Source organism: Paraburkholderia nodosa DSM 21604, assembly GCF_000519185.1.
In the GTDB taxonomy this organism is placed as follows: domain Bacteria; phylum Pseudomonadota; class Gammaproteobacteria; order Burkholderiales; family Burkholderiaceae; genus Paraburkholderia; species Paraburkholderia nodosa.
In genome coordinates, this window is the sequence record NZ_JAFA01000026.1 from 32,197 (window position 1) to 54,730 (window position 22,534).

A 22,534-nucleotide genomic window follows, 5' to 3' on the forward strand; every position below is an offset into this window, starting at 1 on the left:
ACTTCGGCCGCTTTGGCCAGACACGCTCTTTGGGCGCCTCGTCGTGATCCTCGCGGCGGGCATGTTCGCGGGACAGTTGCTGACCAGCACGATCTGGTTCGAAACCCACGACAACCGCACGCTCGAAATTCCGGCGCGCCTTTTCGGCAGCCGTCTCGCCGATACGGTGCGCCTGATCGAGCGCGCGCCCAATGCGGCGACGCGCGAGGCGATCGTCGGCACGCTCGGCGACGACCGCTACCGTCTGCAGTGGGTGCAAGGCGCGCCGCTGGCCACGCCCGCCACGCTTTCGCTCGCGCAGCGCGCCACCGCCGGGCTGATCGAAGGCGTGATCCGCAAGCGCCTGTCCGAACCCATCGACGTGCATCTCATCGACGCTCAGGTGCGCGACGGCGCGCGCCGGGAAGGCGGCGTGCTGAGCCTGTTCGACTCGCGCACGCCCACCGGCGACTTTCACGTGCAACTCGAAGTGCCCGGACACGGCTGGCTCGACATCCACGCGAACGAAGGCCAGGCGGGCATGCATACCGAGCGCGGCGCGCTCGTGATCGATTACCTGCTGCGGATCTATCTGCTGCGCTTCGCCGCTGTGTGCCTGATCGCCATGGTGGCGGTGCGCTTCGCACTTGCGCCATTGCGCCGCTTCGCGACGGCGGCCGAAGCGCTCGGGCGCAATATCTATCGCGCGCCTCTCGCCGAGGCGGGTCCGCGCGAAGTGCGCAATGCGGCGCACTCGTTCAACGCCATGCAGCGGCAGTTGATCGACAGCTTTGCTGCGCGCACGCGCTTTCTGAGCGCCGTCTCGCACGACTTGCGCTCGCCGCTCACGCGGCTGCGGCTGCGCGTCGAAATGCTGCCGGACCCGGCTTCGCGCGAGCGTTTGCGCGGCGACCTCGAAGACATGGAAGGCATGGTGCGCGCCACGCTCGACGCCGTGCAGGGCGTGGAGATCACCGAACCGCGCCAGCGCATCGACCTCGTTTCGATGCTCGAAGGCCTTGCCGGGGATGCACGCGAACAGGGCCATCTTGCGCGCGTGACTGGCAGCGTGCGCGCACCCGTTCCGGGCTTTGCGCGCAACCTCAAACGCTGTCTGCAGAATCTCTTCGACAACGCGATTCGCTATGGCGGCGAGGCGAGCGTCACCGTTTGCGACGTGGAAGATGGCGTGCGCGTGGTGATCAGCGACAACGGGCCCGGCATTGCCGATGCCGCGCTGCTCGAACGCGTGTTCGAGCCTTATTTCCGCATCGATTCGCGTAGCAGCGATGCACCCGGCGGCACGGGATTGGGGCTCACGATTGCGCGCAGCGTGGCGGCCGCGCATGGCGGCACGCTCGCGCTGCGCAATCGCGTGGTGGATGAGCGAGTTGTTGGGTTCGATGCCGAGCTGGTTTTGCCGACAGGCGATTGAGCCGACGGGCCGTCAGTTCGACGCCGTTTTGCGGGCAGCGTCGTCGGTGGACGGCCCGGTGCCGCGCAGGTTCGTCACGTTTTGCAGCAGATCGAACCAGAACGGCGCGCCGAACAACGTTGCGCTCGCCGTGAGAAGCCAGCCGACGATCATCCAGACCACGCCGTCTGCGTAGGCGTCATCTCTTTGCCAGCCGATCGGCAACTGATTCATCAGGGAGACCGCATCGGAAGCCGCGCTCGAGTGCAGCGCACCCGCGAGCGAGGGATGCACCCACAGAATCCTGAACAGAAAAACCGTATCGATGTTCAGCGCAATCACGATGACGAGCGCCACGGCAAATGAAATGAACTGCGACCAGCGCTTGTAGGTGCCGGAGAGCCTGTCCATGCCATTGTCGAACCACTTGCCGAGCGCGTCAGAAAACTGGCCGACATCCTGATTGGCGTGCCGATACATCGCCTGCAATACCTCCCTCAACTGCTGGTTCTGGATGGTGGCAATCGACTGACCGATGTCCTGGTCCGCGCCGGGCGCGCGCCGAAGGATATCGATCATCGCCAGGGCAAAGTCCTTCGACGGAATATAGGAGGGCTTGTACTTCAGGTCGCGCGCATTCGTCGCGTCACCGGAGTCGCGCGGGCTCACGAGCGCGTGGTTGTAGAGGTCGCGCGCCATGCCATTGAACTGCGGGTCGTTCAGGATCTGCTTGACGCCGGATAGCAGACATTTCGCGCGCAATTGCAAGAGCGACGCAAAAAGCTCGGTCACGGTGCTGACGGCAAGGCTCACCGCGAAATAGCAGAACACCAGGCCAATGCCGACTTCGAGAACTGTACTGTTTAACATGACCTGCTCCGTTTGTCGTTGAGCGCACGCTTGTGCCTAAGGAGCAACCGCGCCGTAAGCCGCATCAGCCTTGTTCGGGTCGCCCGACACGCCAGCTACCGCCACGGGCATGCCCTGAACGATCGACCACGATCCGACCGGGTCATAGCCGGCCCAGCCTGACGACTGAGCAAGCCAGGTGTATTGCGCGGCACCCGTCTGCTGGAGCGCCCGACACGTGCGTCCCGAGCCGTAAGCGCCCACGAGGTAATGCGGCACGGCGGCCGTCGTCCCTCCCGTGCCAGCAACCCCGGCTAGCCCTGCCGACACGCCCTTGAAGTAGTCGCCGATGCAGCCATTCACGTCGGCAAGCGACGCGTCATAGTCGACCGCAAAATAGATGCAGGTCGCATCCTGCGCGCCAAGCAACGCCGCCTGCGTTGCGGCGCGTTGTGCGTCGATCTGACCGCGGCCAAAGCTGAAATAGCTCGGCGCGGTCGGTCCGTCCTCATAGACAAGGACGAGGTTCAAGCCGGCTGCGCGCAGCGCCGACGCTTCCGCCGCACCGATAAGCTTCCACGTCGACCTGCTGAGATAGCGGCCAATGAAGTCATATCCCGCTGCGCGCAAGGCGCTGGCGTGAGCAGTGCAGTTCTGGGTCGTGTCAATGCCGGTGGACATAGCGCCTCCTGTTTGGCGGTTAGGTGGCCGTCGATAGACAGGCCGCTCGAAATCAATGAAACGCATCACTTTCGTTTGCTGCGTTCAGCGGTCACAACGTGAATCGCGGCGCTCAGTGATCACGGGTGGAAAACGCCCCGACGATTTTGTCGAGGAACGCGAACACAATATCGATCGAATAGCCGGCGGCGAACGCAATGCCGCTCGCAGTCAAGCCTTTGAGCGCGGAAAGCGAGTCGGGCGAAAAAATGAGCGCCGTGCTGAAGCCGGCAAACGATCCGAGGCACAAGCGAACGACGGCCTGCGAATAGAACAGTTGGGAATACGTACCGTCCTTTATCTGCCCGATAATCTGCCGCAGCATGAAGATCGTGGCGCCGAGCAGACCCAGTAACGTCGGCAACAGCAATTGCGCGTAGCGATCCACCTTCACGGAGGCGGCGAATCGCAACGCGTAGGCGAGCGGCAAGATCGCTTCATCGGGCTCGCCGCATAGGCTCGCCGCTGGGGCCGCGGCTTTCTGCGCGGCCTCAGGCACGGCGCCCTTCGTTTTAATGCCCTTCGCAGTCAGCCAGGACTGGAGCACGTCCGCGGCCTGACCTACCCGGCCGACTGCCACGATGCGCTCCGTGCAGGCTTCTTCATAGGTATTGGGCTCCGCGCGGGCGGCCCAGTCGAGGTCCGCCAAACCCTGCACCGGCAAGCTTGCCCGCGCGGCATGACGCGCGCCCAGGTTCGCCACCACGATCGTGCTTGCCGGCAGCGCCTCCCCCGCCTTCGTCGAGCCGTCCACGAAATTCACGGCTAGCGGCTGACCAGTCGTCCGCTCGGGCACGAAGCCCTCGAGATCGGAATTGGCGATACGGAGGCTGTTCAATGCTTCATCGAGATGCGTGCGGTCCGCGACGACGCTGGAGTACTGGGCCAGCACGAATACCGTACTGCCGAACACGATCAACGCGAGCAGGCCCATCACGATAAAAGGGCCAACAAATACGCTTTCTCGTACCTGCAGCGTCCTGGTCGACGACGAGATAGAAGCCGGATCGAGTTGTTCGTTGAACTGCTGGTATTGCACCCAGAACGCTGCGATTTCGGGTTCCGTGACCGTCGGGCTCTGAACCGCAGTGCAACTTCGCAGCAATGCCGCGCACACGTTGGGATCGATCTTGCGGGCGGTTTGGGCCGCGTAGTGCAGCGCGTACTGCACCTGGGCCGCCGCCACATTGAGCACCCTTCTGGAAACCAGGGGCGAATCGACCTGGGCGCCGAATCCAAGGCAAACTTTGATGCCGTCGTAAAGCGTCGCAAGCCGCATCGTGAACGTGCGTGCCCCGGCGGTTCGCGTAAATTCCCAATACTTGTGCCAGAAGTCGCCGATTTCCTCGGCGCTCGCGTTTTCGCTGACTGCTCGTTGCGAGGCCTCCCACAGCTGACGGTAGGGTTCCGCCTGAAATGTTCCGTTCCTGCATGCCACGCGGGCCAGCCACTCAACGCGCATTTGAGCCGCAATCCGACGGTTCAGTGCGCGCTCCGAAGAACTCAGCCTCCTGCGAGCAAAGAGCGGCATCATGCTCTCCCGGGAATGACATCACGGTGTGGCAGGCACCGGCACGTAAGCTAACTGGATATCCCCCGTCTCCCTTCGAACTTACGAACCGCCTCTAAGTGGCACGCTTCAATTCGATTTATTTGAACCTAAGGTGCCGTCTGTTCAACATTCAGCCGTTTCGACGAAACTCTCAACAATGGAAACACGGGTTGTGTGCGAAGCCGCACTGAATTGACCAATATTCGGATATCTAAATGTTTAAGAAAGCGGGCAACACAAGACAATGATTCTAAACCTTCAGGATCATCTTTCTGAAAGGTTAGGAAAGCAGATTGAAGCAGCCGGGGAAGCGGCTGCTCGCCGCAACATCGCTATGCCAGCAGCACCGAAGGGTCGATATAACCCGGCACCCCAGCCGAAAGCGATTGCTTCAACTCACGGCTGCCCGCATCCGCGAGCACTTCGCTTTCGCCCGCTTCGAGCGCGTCGTAGGCCTGGCGAACGACATCGACGGGACTGGCTTTCGGCACGTCGAAATCCTTCGTGAGATCGGTATCCACGAAGCCGACGTGCACACCGACCACGCCGATCTTGCGCTCGATGAAGTGCAGCCGGGTGTTGTTGGTATAGCTCCAGGCCGCCGCCTTCGAAGCGGAATACGGCGCGAGGAACGGCACGGCTCGCCACGAGACATCGGAGAGCACGTTGATCACGCCGCCGTTGCCGTCGCTCGGCAGCACGGATTCGAACGCGCGGGTCGTGCGAATGACGCCATAAAAGTTCGTTTCGAAGATGCGCCGCGCCTGTTCCTCCGCCTCTGCCGCAAGCGGCGACGCGAGAATTTCCGCAATCCCTGCGTTGTTCACGAGCAGCGTCACGTCCGCGGCGATCTTCGCGGCAGCCGTAACGGAGGCCGGATCCGTCACGTCGATCTTGACGGGGACGATGCCGGGTTCGCTGAAGCCTTCCGGATCGCGCACCCCTGCGTAGACTTTGGCGGCACCGCGGGCCAGCGCCTCGCGTGCAAACGCCAGACCGAGGCCACGGCTTGCGCCGGTGATAAACACGACGGAATTCCTGATTTTCATTTTGAATCTCCAATTAAATTAGTGATACAAAGTATTCGTTTGAATCAAACCCGGAAAAGCTCGCGATGAGCGCGAACGAACGCCTCGACCGTCTGCGGCGCCTTGCCGGTAACCTGCTCGATGATGCTGTCGGTCCCCTTGAACACGCCGTTCTGGTAATCGACGGCGACTTCGATGAAGTGCTGGATTGCAAACTCGGGGAGGTCGTATTTCTGCAAATGCTCGCGATATTCATCGAGTGTGCCGGGGCGATAAACGATCTTCCGGTCGATGACCTTGCCGATCTCGTCGGCAATGCCCTGGTGGTCGAATTCGACCGGCCCGCAAAGCTCGTAGCGCTTGCCGATATGGCCCAACGGTTGCGCGAGCACCTTGGCGATGAAGCGGGCCTGGTCAACGGCGGCGATCGGCGCGTGGCGTCCCGCTCCGTAAGGCAGCGTGATCTGCCCTTGCTTGACGAGGGTGTCGCGCACCCACGGGAAGATCAGCCATTCGGAAAAAAAGGTCGGGCGCACATGAATGGTCGGTACCCCTGACCAGTCGAGCACGCGTTCGGCGATCCAGTGGTCGCGCGCGGCGTGGCTCTTCGCATCCTCGCGTGCGGAAATCTGCGACATTTCCACGACGACTTCGAGACCGGCGCGGCGCGCGGCGTCCGCGAAATACGCGGTGCCCTGAATAAACCCGGGCCGAACGGGATAGCAGAGGTAAGCGCCCGTCACGCCCGAGGTGGCGCGAATCAGGTCGTCGTGATCAAGCAGATCGCCGACCACCACTTCGGCGCCGGCGGCTCGCAGCGCGGCACTGCGGGCGTCTTCCGTACGGACCATCGCGCGAACCGCATGACCGGCTTCGACCAGGTTATTGACCACGTGCACGCCGGTTTTGCCAGTGGCGCCGGTGATCAGGAATTTTCGCTGTTGCATGATGAGTTCTCCGTTAAAAGTGCATATGCACATGTGAGCACAAAATGAATCGCCAGTCTCTGGCGACCGCTTTCGTTCAGATCACTTCGATGTGTTGCCTGACATCTTCCAGCAGCGACGCGGAAGCGTCCTGATCGGGGATGATGCGCGCCAGGGTCAGCGCGCCGATCATGGCTGCGAGCGCGAAAACGGCCTGCGAGCGGTCCGCCTCTTCCTCCGGTGTTGCCATGCGCGCCGCCAGCATGTCCACGAGCGCGTCGAACCCGCGCGAAGCCGCCGCCCGCGTTGCGTCGTCCGCGCGTGCCAGCTCGCTGCCCATGCCGGCAAGCGGACAACCGTTCGCGCGCGCGTCGCGATGACCGGTGGACATGTACGCGTCCACGATCGCCCGGAAAGCGTCCTCGCCCGTGGCCCCATCCGCAGCGGCGACGAGGTTTTCGACGATGCCGGCCAGCCCCGCTTCGCACGCCTCGGCAACCAGCTGATCCTTCGACTCGAAATGGCGATAAAAGCCGCCATGCGAAAGCCCTGCGGCGGCCATCACGTCGGCAAGTCCCGTTGCGTGGATGCCATTCGCCCTGAATGCCCCAGCCGCGACTTCAACGATGCGCTCCCGCGTCTGCGCCGTTTCGACCTTCGACTTCCTCATGATGACCCGCTCCGTGATCCGATGTTGTTTAGATGGTAGTCATCATCTAAATGGAAGTCAAGGCGCGTTTTGGCTGTGAGCGTACTTTCACTGCATTGTAAAAGTTACAGGGCCTGTCTGAGTCATTTCCAAACGTTGGGGCAGCCCCCCAAGAATCAGGCCACGCGCCCGGCTGCCCGCATAGATATTGACGACCTTGACGCCGTAGTCGCCGCTGTCGTCCCAAGCGGACGTCGGCAGCGACGTGCCTGCGCGCGCGCCTTCGCCCAGCACGTGAACATGGCGCAGTGCGATATCTCCGCCTTCGACGAAGGCGGTCCGGAGTGTGTCGATGCGTTGCGGAAACGGCAGCATGCTCATGAGTTCGTCGGATTCGAGTCGGTAGATGGTTGCCAGCAAAGGAGAAGAAGTGAACGCGAACTAGCCGACTAGCGAACAGCGGCAGATTTGCGACGCAACCATTCTCCGACGACCAGAAGGGAGGTCGAGAACAGCACCAGGATCGTCGCCAATGCAACGATCGTCGGCGTGATGCTGTCGCGAATGCCGCTGAACATCTGCCGCGGTATCGTGACCTGATCCGGGCCGGCGAGAAACAACGTGATGACGACTTCGTCGAACGACGTGGCGAATGCAAACAACGCACCGGCGAGTACGCCCGGCAGGATCAGCGGCAGGGTTACGCGGAAAAACGTCTCCACACGTCCGGCGCCGAGGCTCAGGCTCGCGTTCACGAGCGTCTTGTTGAAGCCCTTCAGCACCGCGCTGACCGTCGTCACTACGAACGGCGCGCCCAGCAACGCGTGCGCGATGATGAGCCCGACGAACGTTCCCGCGAGATGCAGCCTCATGTAGAACAGATACATGCCGACGGCGACCACGACCAGCGGCGCGACGAGCGGAGAAAGAATCATCGCGGTCAGCAGTCGCTTGCCCGGAAAACTCGCGCGGTCGAGCCCGAGTGCGCAAAGCGTGCCGAGCACGGTGGCCAGCACTGTGGCGCTCGGCGCGACGATGAAGCTATTGCGGATTGCACGCCACCAGATATCGGATGTGAACAGCACGCGATACCAGTGAAGCGACCAGTGCGACACCGGGTACACGAGGAACGAGTCCGCCGAAAACGACAGCGGCACCAGCGCAACAATGGGCAGTGCGAGATACGCGAGCAACCCATAGCAGAGCACGCGTAACGCAACGTACCAGACTTTCTCGGGCAAACCTGCCGACGGCTCGAAAGCGGGCATGAATCTCATAGCGTCGCCGCCTCCCGGAACATGTGCCGGCGCCCTGCCATGAGCATCCGGTAGACGACGAACAGCAATGCGGTCGCAATCAGCAGCAGCGCGCTCAACGCGGCGGCGAGACCCCAGTTGATCGACGTATTCGTGAAATAAGCGATGTAGTAGCTCAGCATCTGGTCGCCCGCTCCGCCGAGCAGCGCCGGCGCGATGTAGTAGCCCAGTGCGCTCACGAACACGAGAAGCGAACCCGCCGCGACCCCGGGAGCCGTGAGCGGCGCGTAGACGCGCCAGAACGCGCTGAATGGATGACTACCGAGCGAGACTGCGGCGCGCTGATAGCTGGGTGGAATGCCTCGCATGACCGCGTGCAGCGGCAAGACCATGAACGGGATCAGGATGTGCACCATCGAAATGACGACGCCCGTGCGGTTGTAGATAAGGTCGAGCGGCGTATTGACGATGTGCATGGCGAGCGCCAGCCGGTTGATCACGCCCTCGCGCGGCAGCACGACCATCCACGCCGCGATGCGCACGAGAATCGACGTCCAGAACGGGATCAACACCGCCATCAGCACGAGCCGCTGCCTCGCCACGGGAAGCCTGCTCAGCCAGTAGGTGAGCGGAAAGCCGAATACGACGACGAGCGCGGTCACCACTGCGCTGATCCCGAAGGTGCGCCCGAGTATCGGCAGAAAGACGCGTTGATCGGGAGGCAGCATGGCGACACTGCCGTTGGCGTCGAGATGGCTGTCGACGGCGCGCAGCAGATAGACACCCGTCAAAGGCTGCACCGCACGCCCGATTGCCTGCCACGTTTGCGCCTCGCCCCAGCGCGTGTCGAGCTGAACCAGATCCGCTTTCGCGGCGCCGGCATCGCGGGCCGCTGCTACCGGCCCCGCACTTTCGGCGAGTTGGTCCAGGTGGCGGCGCGTGCGCATCAGCAGCAGCCGCATGCCGGGCACGTCGCGGTTGAGCCGCTCCGTCGCGTCGCCGAGCGTACCCGCGTCGTCTGCGGCGACGATATCGCCCGCTAGCGCGCTGAACGCCGCCGCAGGCGGCACCGACACGCCGTCCCACGTGGCCAGCGCCCGTGCCGTGGCCGGGAACGCCACCGCGACCGCCGGGTCCCACGCGGCCCGCGTCAACAGACTCGCGATCGGCACGATGAAGAAGACCAGCATGAACAACGCAAGCGGCGCGATCAGCAGCAGCGCGCCGCCCACATCACCACGCGAGCGCGTCTTGCGCGCCACGCGCGGGCGAGCGGCCACGGGCGGGCGCTCCGGCCCGTCGATCACCGTTCCCATCTCCTGAGCGCCCGACGGATTCGACATGGCTGCCACTCGCTCAGCGCGCGGCCCAGGCGGCGAAGCGCTGGTCGAGATCATCGCCGTGCTCGTCCCAGAACTCGCGGTCGTTCACGACGCCGACCTTCGCGTGCTCCGGCGTATTCGGCAGGTTCTTCAGTTGCGCCGGTGTCATCTTCGCGAGCGCCTGGGTGTTCGCCGGGCCGCCGGGCTGCTTCGCAAGGTACGCGGCCTGCTGATCGACGCCGCTTGCAAAGTTGATGAACTTCAGCGCATCGTCCTTCATCGGCGAGCCCTTAGGGATGACCCAGTAGTCATAGTCCGAGATCGCCCCGTTCCAGACGAGGTCGAGCGGCTGGCCGGCTTTCTGCGCCGTAATGATCCGGCCGCTGAAGACGGTCGACATGGCGACGTCGCCGGACACGAGGAACTGCGCCGGTTGCGCGCCCGCGTCCCACCACTGGATGTTCGGCCGCAGTTCGTCGAGCTTGCGGAATGCGCGGTCGACGCCTTCGGGCGTAGCCAGCACCTTGTACACGTCGGCCGGTTTCACGCCGTCGGCCATCAACGCAAATTCGAGGTTGCCTCGCGCGGTCTTGCGCATGCCGCGCTTGCCCGGGAATTTCTTCGTGTCCCAGAAGTCCCCCCAGCTAGCAGGCGCCGTCTTCAGCAGCTTCGTGTTGTACGCGAACGTATTCGCCCACGCGAAGATGCCCACGCCACAGCGCGTCTTTGCGGCATGATCGAGCTGACCGCTATCCGCAATCTTCGACCAGTCGATGCGTTCGTACATGCCGCTGTCGCAGCCGCGGCCAACGTCGGTCGATTCGACCTCCACGACATCCCAGCTCACCTGGTGGCCGTCGACCATCGCCTTGACCTTCGCCTGTTCGCCCGAATACGAGGTCGCTGTCACGTCGATGCCCGTAGCGGCCTGAAACGGTGCGATGAATGCGCTTTGCTGCGCATCGGCCAGCGTGCCCCCGTAGTTGACGACCGCGAGCGGCCGCGCGAGAACGCCGCAGGAAAGCGATTGAAGCGCGCATGTGATTGCCACAACGCCAACCCATTGAGTATTACGCATGATGTCTCCCCCGATTGATTGAAAATGCGTTAAGCGAAGATCCGCACGTGCCGTTCGGCAAAACGCAGTACCACGGCGTCGCCGTTCCCTATCCTGCCGAGGCCCGCGTCGTCGAGCGGCACCTTGACGAACCCCGAACCCTGCCCGGCCACGGAGAACCGGAAGCGAACGTGGTCGCCGAAATACAGCGTCCCCTCCGATCGCGACTGCATCGTGTTGACCGCCGCGTCTGCGCCCTCCGCGCTCGCCTGCTCGCCCAACGCGATCCGTTCCGGACGCACGCAGGCGCGCACCGTGTCGCCAACGCGCGGCGCGCCGATCACCCTGCCGGTCAGCACTTCACCACCCGGCAGACCGACTTCGCCCCTCTCGCCATCGAGCGACAGCAAGCGGCCAACGAAGACATTGGTGTCGCCGACGAAATTCGCGACGATGCCGTTGCCCGGCGTTTCATAGAGCGCATCGACGCGATCGATCTGCTGGACGCGCCCGGTGTCGAACACCGCCACCCGGTCGGACATCGTGAGCGCTTCGCTCTGGTCGTGCGTCACGTAGACGAACGTCAATCCAAGCTTGGCGTGCAGATCCTTCAACTCGATCTGCATGTGCTCGCGCAGACGCTTGTCGAGCGCGCCGAGCGGCTCGTCCATCAAGACGAGGCGCGGGTTGAACACCAGCGCACGCGCGAGCGCAATACGCTGCTGCTGGCCGCCCGATAGACTTGCCGGCAAACGCATGGCGTACTGGCTCATCTGCACCATGTCCAGGGCGCGCTTGACGGCGGCCTGCCGTTCGGCCGCGCCTACCCTGCGCACCGTCAGCGGATAGGCGACGTTTTGCGTGACCGTCATGTGCGGAAACAGTGCGTAGTTCTGGAACACCATGCCGATGTTCCGCTTGTGTGGTGGCGTGACGTTCAGCAGCGTGTCACCGAGCCAGATTTCGCCCTCGGTGGGCGATTCGAAACCGGCCAGCATCATGAGACACGTGGTCTTCCCCGACCCGGACGGTCCGAGCAGCGAGAGAAACTCGCCTTCGTAGATGTCGAGATCGAGTCCTTCCACCACCCGATTAACGCCGTCGTAGCTCTTGCCTACGCCACGAAATCGCACTAGCGGCTTGCGGTCATTGATCATGACGGCCTCCTTGTTACGGAATCCACCTTGCACACGCGATCAGGACATCGCCGCGACGACGAGGTCGCCCATCTGCGCCGTGCCCACCCGCTTCGTTCCCGGCTCGGCGATGTCCGCCGTGCGGTAACCGGAGGCGAGAACCCGGCGCACCGCGCGCTCGATACGCGTGGCGGCGGCATCGTCGTCGAAGCTCATGCGCAGCATCATGGCCGCGGAAAGGATCGAAGCCAGGGGATTCGCAATGTCCTTCCCGGCAATGTCCGGCGCGCATCCGTGCACGGGCTCATAGAGCCCCTTCGTTCCCTCGCCGATCGACGCCGACGGCAGCATGCCGATCGAGCCCGTGAGCATCGACGCCTCGTCCGAGAGAATGTCGCCGAACAGATTGCCGGTCACGATCACGTCGAAATGTCGGGGGGTACGCAGCAGCGACATCGCAGCGGCATCGATATAGAGGTGTTCGAGCGCGACGTCGGGATAGTCGCGAGCGACCTCGTCCATCACCTCGCGCCAGAGTTCCATCGCTTCGAGCACGTTCGCCTTGTCCACCGAGCACACGCGCGACTGACGCTTGCGTGCGGTGCGGAATGCGACGTGCGCGATTCGTCGTATTTCCAGTTCGTCATAGCGCATCGTGTTCACGCCCACGCGCATCCCGTTCTCTACCGTCACACCACGCGGGCTGCCGAAATACAGGTCACCCGTCAGTTCCCGCAAGATCAACAGGTCCAGTCCGTCGATATGCGCCGATTTCAGCGGCGAGGCACCGAATAACTCCGGATACGCGAGCACCGGCCGGAAATTCGCAAAGAGCTGCAACTCCTGGCGCAAGGTGAGCAGCGCGTCGCCGGGACGAAGACCGCGCGGCAGCGTCTCATATTCGAAGCCGCCTTCGGCGCCGAACAGGATCGCGTCGGCTTCGTGGGCGAGTTGCCTTGTCGCTTGCGGCAGCGGGTGGCCAGTGCTGTCGTAGGCGCAGCCGCCAATAAGCGCCTGCTCGAATTCGAACGGCATGCCTTCGTTCAGGAGCACGTGCAGCACCTTGAGCGCCTGCGCCGTCACTTCGGGGCCGATCCCGTCTCCGGGGAGCACTGCGATTTTCATTCGTCGTCCTATGTCAAGTTTCAGTCTGTATGCTCGAGAGGGACTGCCACCCGGATCGGGTCTACGTTTGACCGGGACCATTGCGACGCTCGAAGTCGTCGATCTTCGCGGCGAGTCGCAATGTGATGTCGATCTCGTCGAGACCATCGACGAGGGCTTCTTTCGAGAAAGCGTCGATGTCGAACGCAACCGTTTTGCCGTCGGGCGCGACCACGCGTTGCCCCGGCAGATCGACCTTGACCCGCGCCCCGGGTCGATCGGTCAACCACGCGCATACGTGCGCGACGAATGCGGCGTCCGCCCGGATCGGCAAGACGCCGTTCTTCAGACAGTTGCTGAAGAAGATATCGCCGAAGGTGGTCCCGACAATGGCACGAATGCCGAAATCGAATAGCGTGTGCACGGCCTGCTCGCGCGACGAACCGCAGCCGAAGTTCGGACCGGTCACGAGGATCTGGGCATTCGCGTAGTCGAGTCGGTTCAGCACGAAATCCGGGCGAACCTCGCCGGATTGCGGATCGAACCGTTGATCGTGAAAGAAGTAGCGTCCGTAATCGCGCCGGTGGGCGTGCATGAAGCGGGCCGGAATAATCTGGTCGGTGTCGATGTCGGCGGCGGGCAGCGGCACCGCCACGGCCTCAAACGTGGTCAACGGTTGCATCGCGCAGCAACTCCCGATAATCGACGATATATCCCGTAACGGCGGCGCCTGCAGCCATACCGGGGCTCATCAGGTGCGTGCGCACGCCTCGCCCCTGGCGCCCGACGAAATTGCGGTTGGTCGTGGATGCGATACGTTCGCCGGAAAGGCCTTCGTCGCCGTTGATCGCGAGGCACATTGAGCAGCCCGGCTCACGCCACTCCGCGCCGGCCGCCATGAAAATGCGGTCGAGGCCTTCTGCTACCGCGGCGTTCTGCACCGCACGGGAACCCGGCACGATCAGCGTGGGAACGCGAACCTGCCTGCCACCCAGCACGGCTGCCGCCGCGCGCAGATCTTCGAGGCGGCCGTTAGTGCAGGAGCCGATAAAAACGCGATCGATCGCGATTCCCTCCATGGGCTGTGCGGGCCGCAAATCCATGTAGTCGAGCGCGGCAAGCGTGCGCTCCTGCTGCGCGGCGTCACCGATGTCCGCCGGATCGATCACCGTTCCGTCGATCGGCGTCGACTGTGAAGGATTCGTCCCCCAGGTGACCATGGGCGCGACTCGGGAAGCGTCGAGGTACACCTCGCGCGCGAACGCCGCACCGACGTCGGTCCGCAAGGTTCTCCAGCCAGCGACCGCGCTATCCCACTCAGCGTCCTTCGGCGCGAAGGCGCGGCCACGCAGCCACGCAAACGTGGTTTCGTCAGGGGCGATCAAGCCGGCGCGGGCGCCCGCCTCGATCGACAGATTGCAAAGGGTCATGCGCGCTTCAACGGACAAGGCGTCTACAGTCTCGCCCGCGTACTCGACCACGTGCCCGACGCCGCCTGCCACGCCGATCTGCGCAATCATCGCAAGCGCAAGATCCTTGGCGGTCACGCCGGCAGCGAGGCGGCCCGTGAACGCGGCGCGCATGGTGGCCGGGCGGCGCTGCCACAGCGTTTGCGTCGCCAGCACGTGCGCGACTTCCGATGCCCCTATGCCGAAGCCGAACGCTCCGAGCGCGCCGTGCGTAGACGTATGGCTGTCGCCACACACCACGGTCATGCCCGGCAGCGTGAGTCCCTGCTCCGGGCCGCTCACATGCACGATGCCGTGGCGCGGATCGTCGAGTGCGAACATCGGCACGCCCTGGTCGCGTGTGAAGTGAATCAGCCGCTCGACTAGTTCGCGCCGGTCGTCATCGACGACATCGGCGATCGTCCGGCCGCGCGAGGACGCATAGTGGTCGGCCATCGCGAACGTCGCCTCCGGCCGCCGCACGCGCAGCCCCTTGCGCGCGAGGCTGTCGAACGTGTCACGCGGCAGGTCGTCGCCGACGTAATGCCGGTCGATGTAGATCAGCGTGTGTCCGTCGTCGCGCTCGTGAACGACATGCCGGTCCCACAGCTTGTCGAACAACGTGCGCGCAGATGTCGAGGGAGAAATCACACAGGCTCCTTGCCGTACCGCCGAGTGGTCGGTACCAATGGAGCACAGTCTGCGTGCCTCAAAAATACGGCTGAAGACGTATTTTGGAACCCACGATGCGTCAACCGCGATGGCAGGCGTTGCCGCGCTGCAGCATCGTCAAGCGGTAAGGAAGTCGACGAGCAGCCGTGTCGCGGTCGGCAATTCCTCGGCCTGGCGGATGCAGAGCTTGTGGAGGCGGCTTGCCCATGGCTCGTCGAGTGGAATCTCCGCGATGTGCATGGCTGCCGCGCGGCCGGTGACGAAATAGTCCGGCACGATGCCGATGCCGAGTTCTGCCTGCGCCATCCGGCACACAGCATCGAAACCAGCCACTCGGATACGCGATCGCAACACCCGGCCCGCCTCGCGCGCGAGCCGTTCGACGAGCGCCTGGATCGAGCTATAGGGCTCCTGCATGATGAGCGTGTAATCGAGCAATTCTTCGAAGCGCAGGTTCCGGCGTCCGACGAGCGGATGGTTGGCCGGCGCGACGACCACGAGCCGGTCCACATAGCAGGGCATCACATCGAGATTGTCGACCGGCTGATCGCCCCAGAATATGCCGAGATCGGCTGCGCCCTCGCGTACCGCGTGAACGACGCCGGTGCTCGTATCTGGCCGAAGTTCGACCGTTACGTTCGGGTAATCCCGCATGAAACGCCCCAATGCGTCGGGGAAAAAACCGAACAGCGCCGACTCGTTCGCCGACGCACAAATATGCCCGCGTGCGCCTTTCGTCCCGGCGGTGAATTCCGTCATCTCGCTTTCGAGCCGGGTCAGATCGCGCAGGATACGGCGAGAGTGACTGAGCAGTGCTTCACCGGCGCTCGTCAGCGTCACGCCGCGGCGATGCCGTTCAAGCAGCGGCACCCCAAGCGCGAGTTCGAGATCCGCAAGGCGCTTGCTGACCGCCGACGGCGCCAAGTGCTCGCGCTCGGCGGCTTTCGCGATGCTCGCCTCCTCCACGACGGCGATGAAGAGCCGTAGCGTCACGAGGTCGAGCCGCGAGAGGAGCTGGCTACGGAATGGTGTCGACGGACTGGTCTCATGGCCGCCGTTTACAGGCTGGTTCTTAAGCATATTCTTCGCGACGTCCGGGTGATGATGCGCGTGCAGCTGGCAGAGCACTCAACTTCACGATAGTTCTCGTGCCCGCCATGACAGATCAGGAACCACAGATTGTAGGCAACCAATATTCTGTGTGACCGAAGTAACCAGCTCTTGACGGCCCGTGCTCTCATGGCGAAACGTACGTCAGTGCGCAATTGGTTACCGGAGCGCCCATCGCGACGCAACGTGTGCCTGTGTTGGCACACGTTGCACCGACCTATCCTCCAATGGTTAAAAGCGATGTACCAACCCTAACTGAACGCCACGCGCGTCCGCGCCGGGATACGCCAGCGGCAACCCGGCATTCGCCGCGCCGGCCAGCGTGTAACTGGCCTGGCCGCGATTCTGTAGAAAGGAAACTGCTGCATAGAAGTTCGTCCGCTTCGACACTTCGTGGTTATACATAACGCTGAACTGGCGAGCGCCGTTGCCGGCTGAAGTGCGGTCCGTCAACTGCGCCCAGCCGACGGCGAAATAGTTGAACGGGTTGATCGTATACCCCACCGAAACGCCATAAGTGTTGGCGTCGAGCGCCAACTCGTCCCATTTGGCCCACGTGTACGCGCCGTAGATCGTGAACTTGCCGATCGCATAGGAGACGCCGGAGAGGATCGTCCGATCTGTCGGCGCGTTGTCTGTATTGCGTATGGCCTGGCCGGCGACGAACGCCGAGAACGGTCCTTGATCGTAGGTCACGTCGAACTGGTAGCTCGCACCGGTTCCGCGCAGGCCGCCCGCGTTGCCAAGCCCAACATAGACGCTGCCCTTCAGCCCGTGAAACGACGGCGTCAAATACGAAATCGTATTGCTCGTGCGAATTTCATAGGTCGTGATGTTGTCGAGCCCTGAGGCTTGAGTGACGGCGCCGAACGCGTCCATGCGGCCTTCGTCGATAAATAGCGGTGAATTCTGGCGGCCCGCACGCACCTGCCCCCAGTCGCTGGAGAGGCCGACCCACGCCTGGCGATTGAACAGACTGCCCGCGCTCGCAAGCGCACCGGTGGTAGGCGCAAAGCCGTTTTCGAGCACGAAGTTGACGGCGTAGCCTCCGCCAAGATCCTCCTTGCCGCGCACGCCGAAGCGGCTCGCCCACTGGCCGCTCGAACCCATGGCCGCGGTATACCCCGAACCCGTATCGACGTATTGCACGAATTCGTCGACGATCCCGTATAGCGTGAGGCTCGATTGCGCGTGCGCGTTACACGCGTAGACACCTGCCAGCAATAAAAATGTAGTCCTAATTTTCATGGTCGGTTGAATGCATTACCGGTTATCAAAGTAAGGGAGGCGCACAAAAAACTGAACCCGGCCGCCGCGCGGCGGCCGATTCGCCGGATCAATCGTTACGCTTGTTTCCGGACAGTCGCTGCGCGGCGATCAGCGCCGCCGTCGAGATCACAATCAGCAGCGTGGAAATCGCGGCGATCGTCGGGTCCTGCTGGTCGCGGATATTCTCGAACATCAGTCGCGTCAAGGTCGACGTGTCGCCGCCGGAAATGAACAGCACGATCACGGTCTCGTCGAACGAGGTCATGAACGAGAACAGCAGCGACGAGTAGATCGCAGGCGCAATCTGTGGCAACGTGATCTCGAAGAACGCCCGCAGGCGCCCCGCGCCGAGGCTGCGCGCCACCATTTCCTGTGTGAGATCGCACGTTTCGAGCCCCGTGCCCACCGTGACCACCACATAAGGCAGCGCGAGCAAGGTATGCGCGAGCACGAGACCACCCAGCGAGTTGTTCAGCCCCACGCGCGCGAATACGAAGAACACCCCCACGGCGATCAGGATGACCGGCGCGATCATCGGTAGCATGAACACGGCCCGCATGGCGCCGCCGAACCTGCCGCCCAGTTGGCGAATCGCGTAAGCGCCCGCAGTGCCGAGCGCGGTCGCGAGCACGACAGTTGCACACGCAACCTCTGTGGAAACCCATGCGCCATGCAGCCAATCGTCGGAGGCGAGGAAGCTGCGATACCAGCGCAGGCTCAGCCGGTGTGGCGGAAAGTGCAGAAAACTGTCCGCAGAGAACGACATCGGAATGACGAGCAGGCACGGCACGACGAGAAACGCCAGAACCAGCGCACACATGAGGTAAAGCCAGGCGCGTTGCGCGTGGGTGATCTGCGTGTCGGTAGCGATCATTTGCATGTCAGCTTGCCTCCCTCGGCGCCACCACGTGAGCGATGCGCCGCACGAGCCACGAAGCGATCAGCGCGATCAGAACGAGCACCACGCCCTGCGCGCTCACGAGCCCCCAGTCGCCTTCGGTCGCGAGCGTGGTCTGAATCTGCATCGCCATCACGTTGACGTTGCCGCCACCCAGCAAGGCCGGCGTGACGTAGTATCCCAGCGAGATCACGAACACCATCACGATGCCGGCGGCGAGGCCGTTGAGCGTCTGCGGGAAAAACACCTGCCAGAACGCCGCGCGCGGCGTGGCTCCGCAACTCGCCGCGGCTTTCATGAGACCCGGATCGATCGAACGCATTACCCCGTAGAGCGGCATGATGAGCACCGGCGTCATCACATGCACCATGCCGATGACCACGCCTGTGAAGTTGTTGACCAGGTGCAGCGGAGATCCCACCAGGCCGTGACCGACCAGAAACTCGTTCACCACGCCATTGCGCTGCAACAGCACGAGCCACGAGTATGTGCGCACCAGCGTGGAGGTCCAGTACGGCAGCACCACGGCCACGAGCAGCATGCCGGCGATACGGCGCGGCAGCTGCGAAAGCAGATACGCCACGGGATAGCCGATCAGCACCGCGCCCAGCGTGACCGCGAACGAGACTTCTAGCGTCGTCGCCACCGAGTCCAGATACATCGGGTCCAGCAACGCACGATAGTTCGCGAGCGACATTTGCCCCGCGTCGTTCTGCAAGGACTTTTCAATGAGCCACGCGAACGGGATCACCAGCAGCACGCCCACAACGGCAAGACCCGGGAAGCCGAGCAGGACCATGCGCAACCGTCCTGTGACCTCGAGGCGCCGCAGCGCGACTTCGTTCTCCGCGCCGGGCGCGCCGACCACCGGCGCTTCGTTCGATGCGAGATTCATGCAGCCTCCCCGACCAGCACCAGATCTTCGCGCGGCAACCCGAGCTTCACACGGTCGCCCGGGGCGAATCGGCGCCCACGGCTGGCCGCCGGCTCGGGTGGCATCAGGACCTTCACTTCATGACCATCCGCGAGACCCGCATACACGATTTGCGCGTCGCCGCGATAGGCGTGGTCCTTCACCACGGCGTCGAAGCACAGGCTATCGTCGTCGGCTGTTTCTACGATGCGTAGCGATTCCGGGCGCAGCGCCATCCACAGTTCGCCGGGTTCGCCCATCTCGCCCGCGCGGCCCGGCGTGAGCGCGACGCGCGTATCGCCGAACCACGCCGCGTGTGCGTCGCGCCTGAGCGGCACCATGCAGGTTTCACCCATGAATTGCGCCACGAAACGGTTGCGCGGACGCCGGTAGACTTCCTCAGGTGTACCAACTTGTGCCAGCGTTCCGCCGTTGACGATGGCAATACGGTCGGACATCGTCAGTGCTTCCTGCTGGTCGTGCGTGACATTGATGGTCGTGGTGCCAAAGCGCTCGTGCAGCCGGCGGATTTCGATCTGCATGCGGTCACGCAGTTGCTTGTCGAGCGCGGAAAGCGGCTCGTCGAGAAGCAGGATGCGCGGCTCGAACACGAGCGCGCGCGCCAGTGCCACGCGCTGCCGCTGGCCCCCGGAAAGCGCGCCGATGCGGCGCTCGCCGTACCCTGCGAGCTGCACGACGTCGAGCATGGCATCCACGCGCCGGCGCCGCTCGCGCGCTTCCACGCCGCGCAGCTTGAGCGGATAACCGACGTTCTCGGCTACGCTCATGTGCGGAAACAGCGCGTAGTTCTGGAACACCATGCCGATGTCGCGCTGGTGAGGCGGCATCGTCAACAGCTCGACGCCGGTCACCTTGATCGAGCCCGAACTCGCGCGCGTGAAACCCGCCAGCACCATCAGCAGCGTTGTCTTGCCGCTGCCGGAAGGGCCGAGCAACGTCAGGAATTCGCCCGCGCCGATGTCGAGCGACACGTTGTCGAGCACTTTCGTGGCGCCATACGCCTTGCTCACGCTTCGGATCGAAACGGTTGCCTTCATGTTCACCCCTGTTTCGTCCTGACTCAGCGCGCGATGGCGGCTTTGTAGCGCACCGTCGCCACCTTCTGGTTCTCGCCCGCCCCCCACCAGCGGCCGTCGATCTTCACGGCGCGCTCGAGGTTCTGCGGGCTGGAATTCAGCTCCGCGAGCGCCTGCGGCGAAAACGTCTTGACGTCGAACGCATGCACGTTGGTCGGCCCATAGCCTTCCAGATACTGCGGAATGTTCGCCTGCAATTCAGGCGACGTCATCAGCGCGATCATCTTCTGGGCGGCCGCCGCGTGGCGCGCGCCCTTCGGGATCGCGAGGCAGCCCATGCCGAGTATTGTTTGCGCGTTCGAATACGCGACGGGCGCGTTGTCCTTGAGCACGGGCGTGAGGCGGCTGCCCCAGATCATCTCCATGTCCACCTCGCCGCTCTCGATCAATTGCGCCGATTGCGCGCCGCTCGACCACCACACGTTGACATGCGGCTTGAGCTTTTCGATCGACTGCAGCGCACGGTTTATGTCGAGCGGGTAGAGCTTGTCGGGCTGGACACCGTCGGCCAATGCGGCGATTTCGAGCGATTCGATCGGCGCGTCCGACATGGCGCGCCGACCCGGAAACCGGCTGACATTCCAGAAGTCCTGCCACGTGCGTGGCGGGTTGTTGCCATACTTGTCCTTGCGATACGCGAGCACGACGCTGTAGTAGTTGCTCGCGATCCAGTCCTTCGCATAGGCATTGTGCGGAATGCCGTCGGTCTTGATCTGCTTGTAGTCGAGCGGCTCGAACAGGCCTTGCGTGCTGCCCGCCGCGCATTCGTCGGAGCCGAGATTGACGATATCCCATGCGGGACTGCCCGATTGCACCTGCACGCGCACCGCCGTCAGGCCCGGCGTGGTGTTCTGCACGAGCGAATAGCCGAGCCGGGCCGCCGCGGGTTGCGCGAGCCCTTCGACCATGCCCTTCTGGTAGGCGCCGCCATAGCCCGCGAACGTCACCGTCTCGCCCGCCATCGCGATGCCGGACGTCGCCGTGAGCGCTGCCGTACACGCGACAATCCACTTCGTTCGATTTCTCATCTCCATCTCCTTAATTAAATTTGTATTACTAAATATATGGTTGAGCCATCGATCGGTATCCCCCGTCAACGGCGCGCAATCGAATGCGCGCTAGAACCACGCGCGCAGCACGGCGCGCAGGTTCTCGCCGAGATCCGTCGCGAGATAGCCGCCCTCTTGCACGAGCACGGTTGGCAGGTTCAGTTGCGCGAGGCGAGCGCCAATGCGCGCGAAGCCGTGCTCCGTGATCTGGAAATAGGCGAACGGGTCGTGCTTCGAGGCGTCGAGGCCCAGCGCCACGACGAGCGCATCGGGGGCAAAGCGGACGATTTCCGAGCAGGCCGTATCGAGCGCCACAAGGTAGGGGTCGTCGCTTGTGCCCTTGGGCAGCGGGATATTGCGGTTGCGGCCCAGTGCGCTACCCAGGCCGCGCTCGCCCTCGCCACCGCTGAAAAACGGATACGCCACCGCCGGATCGACATGCAGCGAAACAGTCAGCACGTCGGGGTCGGCGTAATAGATGCTTTGCTGCCCGTTGCCGTGATGCACGTCGACGTCGACAACCGCCACTCGTCGCAAGCGCGTGCGCAATTGCTCGACGGCCACCGCGACGTTGTTCACATAGCAGAATCCGCCCGCACGCTCGCGTTCGGCGTGATGGCCAGGAGGGCGGCACAGCGCGTAGGCCACGCCGTCGCCGGCCAGGACCGCGTGCGCCGCGTGATGGGCCGTGTGCGCGCTGCGCAGAATCGCGCGCCAGCTACCATCCGCGATCGGCGCAGTGGTGTCGGCCATATGAAATCCGCAGCGCCCAACCATCGACTCCGGATAGACGGCCGCCTCGCCGAACGGATGGAAACTCGGCACCATCGGGCCCGCCACGCCGGTCGCGCGCCGCCAGGCGTCGAGGCCGTCGCGCAGGAACTCGATATAGCGTGGCGAGTGAACCGGCTCGACCGAGCTGAGCCCAAAATCGTCGGGCACGCAGGCGACACAGCCGGCAGCAAGCGCGGCGGCATGCAGCACGTCGGCGCGAGCGGGCTGCTCGGTATATGCCAGTTCGCGCCCATGCACGATGAACGACGCCGGATCGTGACCCCGCTGGCTTTCGCAGTAGAAGACTTTCAT

Annotated in this window: 22 protein-coding genes; 1 reads left to right on the forward strand and 21 read right to left on the reverse strand. The window is 63.6% G+C overall.

The annotated features are described in order from the left end of the window. The first annotated feature begins 43 nt into the window (after positions 1 to 43). Positions 44 to 1,414, forward strand: a complete 1,371-nt coding sequence (locus A3CW_RS0130125; RefSeq protein ID WP_245623776.1) for an ATP-binding protein — start codon at positions 44 to 46, stop codon at positions 1,412 to 1,414. Positions 1,415 to 1,426: 12 nt separating this feature from the next. Here the strand turns inward: A3CW_RS0130125 and A3CW_RS48015 are convergent, their stop codons facing one another. The 21 genes from A3CW_RS48015 to A3CW_RS0130230 form a co-directional block, all read right to left on the reverse strand. After that, entirely contained in the window at positions 1,427 to 2,263 is an 837-nt protein-coding gene (locus A3CW_RS48015; protein ID WP_051481802.1) for a hypothetical protein, read from the reverse strand. Between the two features lie 36 nt (positions 2,264 to 2,299). Beyond that, positions 2,300 to 2,923, reverse strand: a complete 624-nt coding sequence (locus tag A3CW_RS48020) for a glycoside hydrolase domain-containing protein (protein ID WP_051481803.1) — start codon at positions 2,921 to 2,923, stop codon at positions 2,300 to 2,302. A gap of 112 nt (positions 2,924 to 3,035) precedes the next feature. Beyond that, positions 3,036 to 4,424 (reverse strand): hypothetical protein, encoded by a 1,389-nt coding sequence (locus tag A3CW_RS0130140; RefSeq protein ID WP_028206882.1) that lies wholly within the window; start codon positions 4,422 to 4,424, stop codon positions 3,036 to 3,038. A gap of 422 nt (positions 4,425 to 4,846) precedes the next feature. After that, a complete protein-coding gene (locus A3CW_RS0130145) occupies positions 4,847 to 5,563 on the reverse strand; it encodes an SDR family oxidoreductase (protein WP_028206883.1) in 717 nt (238 codons plus the stop codon). 44 nt (positions 5,564 to 5,607) lie between these two features. Continuing rightward, entirely contained in the window at positions 5,608 to 6,489 is an 882-nt protein-coding gene (locus A3CW_RS0130150) for an NAD(P)H-binding protein (RefSeq protein ID WP_028206884.1), read from the reverse strand. A gap of 76 nt (positions 6,490 to 6,565) precedes the next feature. After that, positions 6,566 to 7,138, reverse strand: a complete 573-nt coding sequence (locus A3CW_RS0130155; RefSeq protein WP_028206885.1) for a TetR/AcrR family transcriptional regulator — start codon at positions 7,136 to 7,138, stop codon at positions 6,566 to 6,568. An 87-nt stretch (positions 7,139 to 7,225) separates the two neighbouring features. Next, complete coding sequence (locus A3CW_RS0130160) at positions 7,226 to 7,498, reverse strand: hypothetical protein (protein WP_154678074.1); 273 nt, start codon at positions 7,496 to 7,498, stop codon at positions 7,226 to 7,228. Between the two features lie 68 nt (positions 7,499 to 7,566). After that, positions 7,567 to 8,394, reverse strand: a complete 828-nt coding sequence (locus tag A3CW_RS0130165) for an ABC transporter permease (RefSeq protein ID WP_028206887.1) — start codon at positions 8,392 to 8,394, stop codon at positions 7,567 to 7,569. Further along, positions 8,391 to 9,716: an ABC transporter permease gene (locus tag A3CW_RS0130170; RefSeq protein ID WP_245623777.1), complete on the reverse strand. Its 1,326-nt coding sequence runs from the start codon at positions 9,714 to 9,716 to the stop codon at positions 8,391 to 8,393. Before A3CW_RS0130170 ends, A3CW_RS0130165 begins: the two co-directional genes overlap by 4 nt. A gap of 13 nt (positions 9,717 to 9,729) precedes the next feature. Further along, a complete protein-coding gene (locus A3CW_RS0130175; RefSeq protein ID WP_035514408.1) occupies positions 9,730 to 10,773 on the reverse strand; it encodes a polyamine ABC transporter substrate-binding protein in 1,044 nt (347 codons plus the stop codon). Between the two features lie 29 nt (positions 10,774 to 10,802). Beyond that, positions 10,803 to 11,909 (reverse strand): ABC transporter ATP-binding protein, encoded by a 1,107-nt coding sequence (locus A3CW_RS0130180; RefSeq protein ID WP_028206890.1) that lies wholly within the window; start codon positions 11,907 to 11,909, stop codon positions 10,803 to 10,805. 39 nt (positions 11,910 to 11,948) lie between these two features. Next, the gene (leuB, locus tag A3CW_RS0130185) at positions 11,949 to 13,013 is read right to left on the reverse strand and encodes a 3-isopropylmalate dehydrogenase (protein WP_028206891.1); all 1,065 of its coding nucleotides are present in this window, start codon (positions 13,011 to 13,013) and stop codon (positions 11,949 to 11,951) included. Positions 13,014 to 13,074: 61 nt separating this feature from the next. Then, positions 13,075 to 13,674, reverse strand: coding sequence for a 3-isopropylmalate dehydratase small subunit (gene leuD, locus A3CW_RS0130190; protein ID WP_028206892.1), 600 nt, complete (start codon positions 13,672 to 13,674; stop codon positions 13,075 to 13,077). Next, a complete protein-coding gene (gene leuC, locus A3CW_RS0130195; RefSeq protein ID WP_154678075.1) occupies positions 13,652 to 15,091 on the reverse strand; it encodes a 3-isopropylmalate dehydratase large subunit in 1,440 nt (479 codons plus the stop codon). The genes leuD and leuC overlap by 23 nt, the downstream gene beginning before the upstream one ends. Before the next feature lie 138 nt (positions 15,092 to 15,229). Continuing rightward, positions 15,230 to 16,192, reverse strand: coding sequence for a LysR family transcriptional regulator (locus A3CW_RS0130200; RefSeq protein ID WP_051481814.1), 963 nt, complete (start codon positions 16,190 to 16,192; stop codon positions 15,230 to 15,232). Positions 16,193 to 16,453: 261 nt separating this feature from the next. After that, the gene (locus tag A3CW_RS0130205; RefSeq protein WP_035514411.1) at positions 16,454 to 17,470 is read right to left on the reverse strand and encodes a porin; all 1,017 of its coding nucleotides are present in this window, start codon (positions 17,468 to 17,470) and stop codon (positions 16,454 to 16,456) included. An 88-nt stretch (positions 17,471 to 17,558) separates the two neighbouring features. After that, positions 17,559 to 18,371, reverse strand: a complete 813-nt coding sequence (locus A3CW_RS0130210) for an ABC transporter permease (protein WP_028206896.1) — start codon at positions 18,369 to 18,371, stop codon at positions 17,559 to 17,561. A 1-nt stretch (position 18,372) separates the two neighbouring features. Further along, positions 18,373 to 19,284: an ABC transporter permease gene (locus tag A3CW_RS48025; RefSeq protein ID WP_051481804.1), complete on the reverse strand. Its 912-nt coding sequence runs from the start codon at positions 19,282 to 19,284 to the stop codon at positions 18,373 to 18,375. Beyond that, positions 19,281 to 20,360 (reverse strand): ABC transporter ATP-binding protein, encoded by a 1,080-nt coding sequence (locus A3CW_RS0130220; RefSeq protein WP_028206897.1) that lies wholly within the window; start codon positions 20,358 to 20,360, stop codon positions 19,281 to 19,283. The genes A3CW_RS48025 and A3CW_RS0130220 overlap by 4 nt, the downstream gene beginning before the upstream one ends. A gap of 23 nt (positions 20,361 to 20,383) precedes the next feature. Then, positions 20,384 to 21,427: an ABC transporter substrate-binding protein gene (locus A3CW_RS0130225; protein ID WP_028206898.1), complete on the reverse strand. Its 1,044-nt coding sequence runs from the start codon at positions 21,425 to 21,427 to the stop codon at positions 20,384 to 20,386. A gap of 90 nt (positions 21,428 to 21,517) precedes the next feature. Next, positions 21,518 to 22,534: a histone deacetylase family protein gene (locus A3CW_RS0130230; protein WP_028206899.1), complete on the reverse strand. Its 1,017-nt coding sequence runs from the start codon at positions 22,532 to 22,534 to the stop codon at positions 21,518 to 21,520.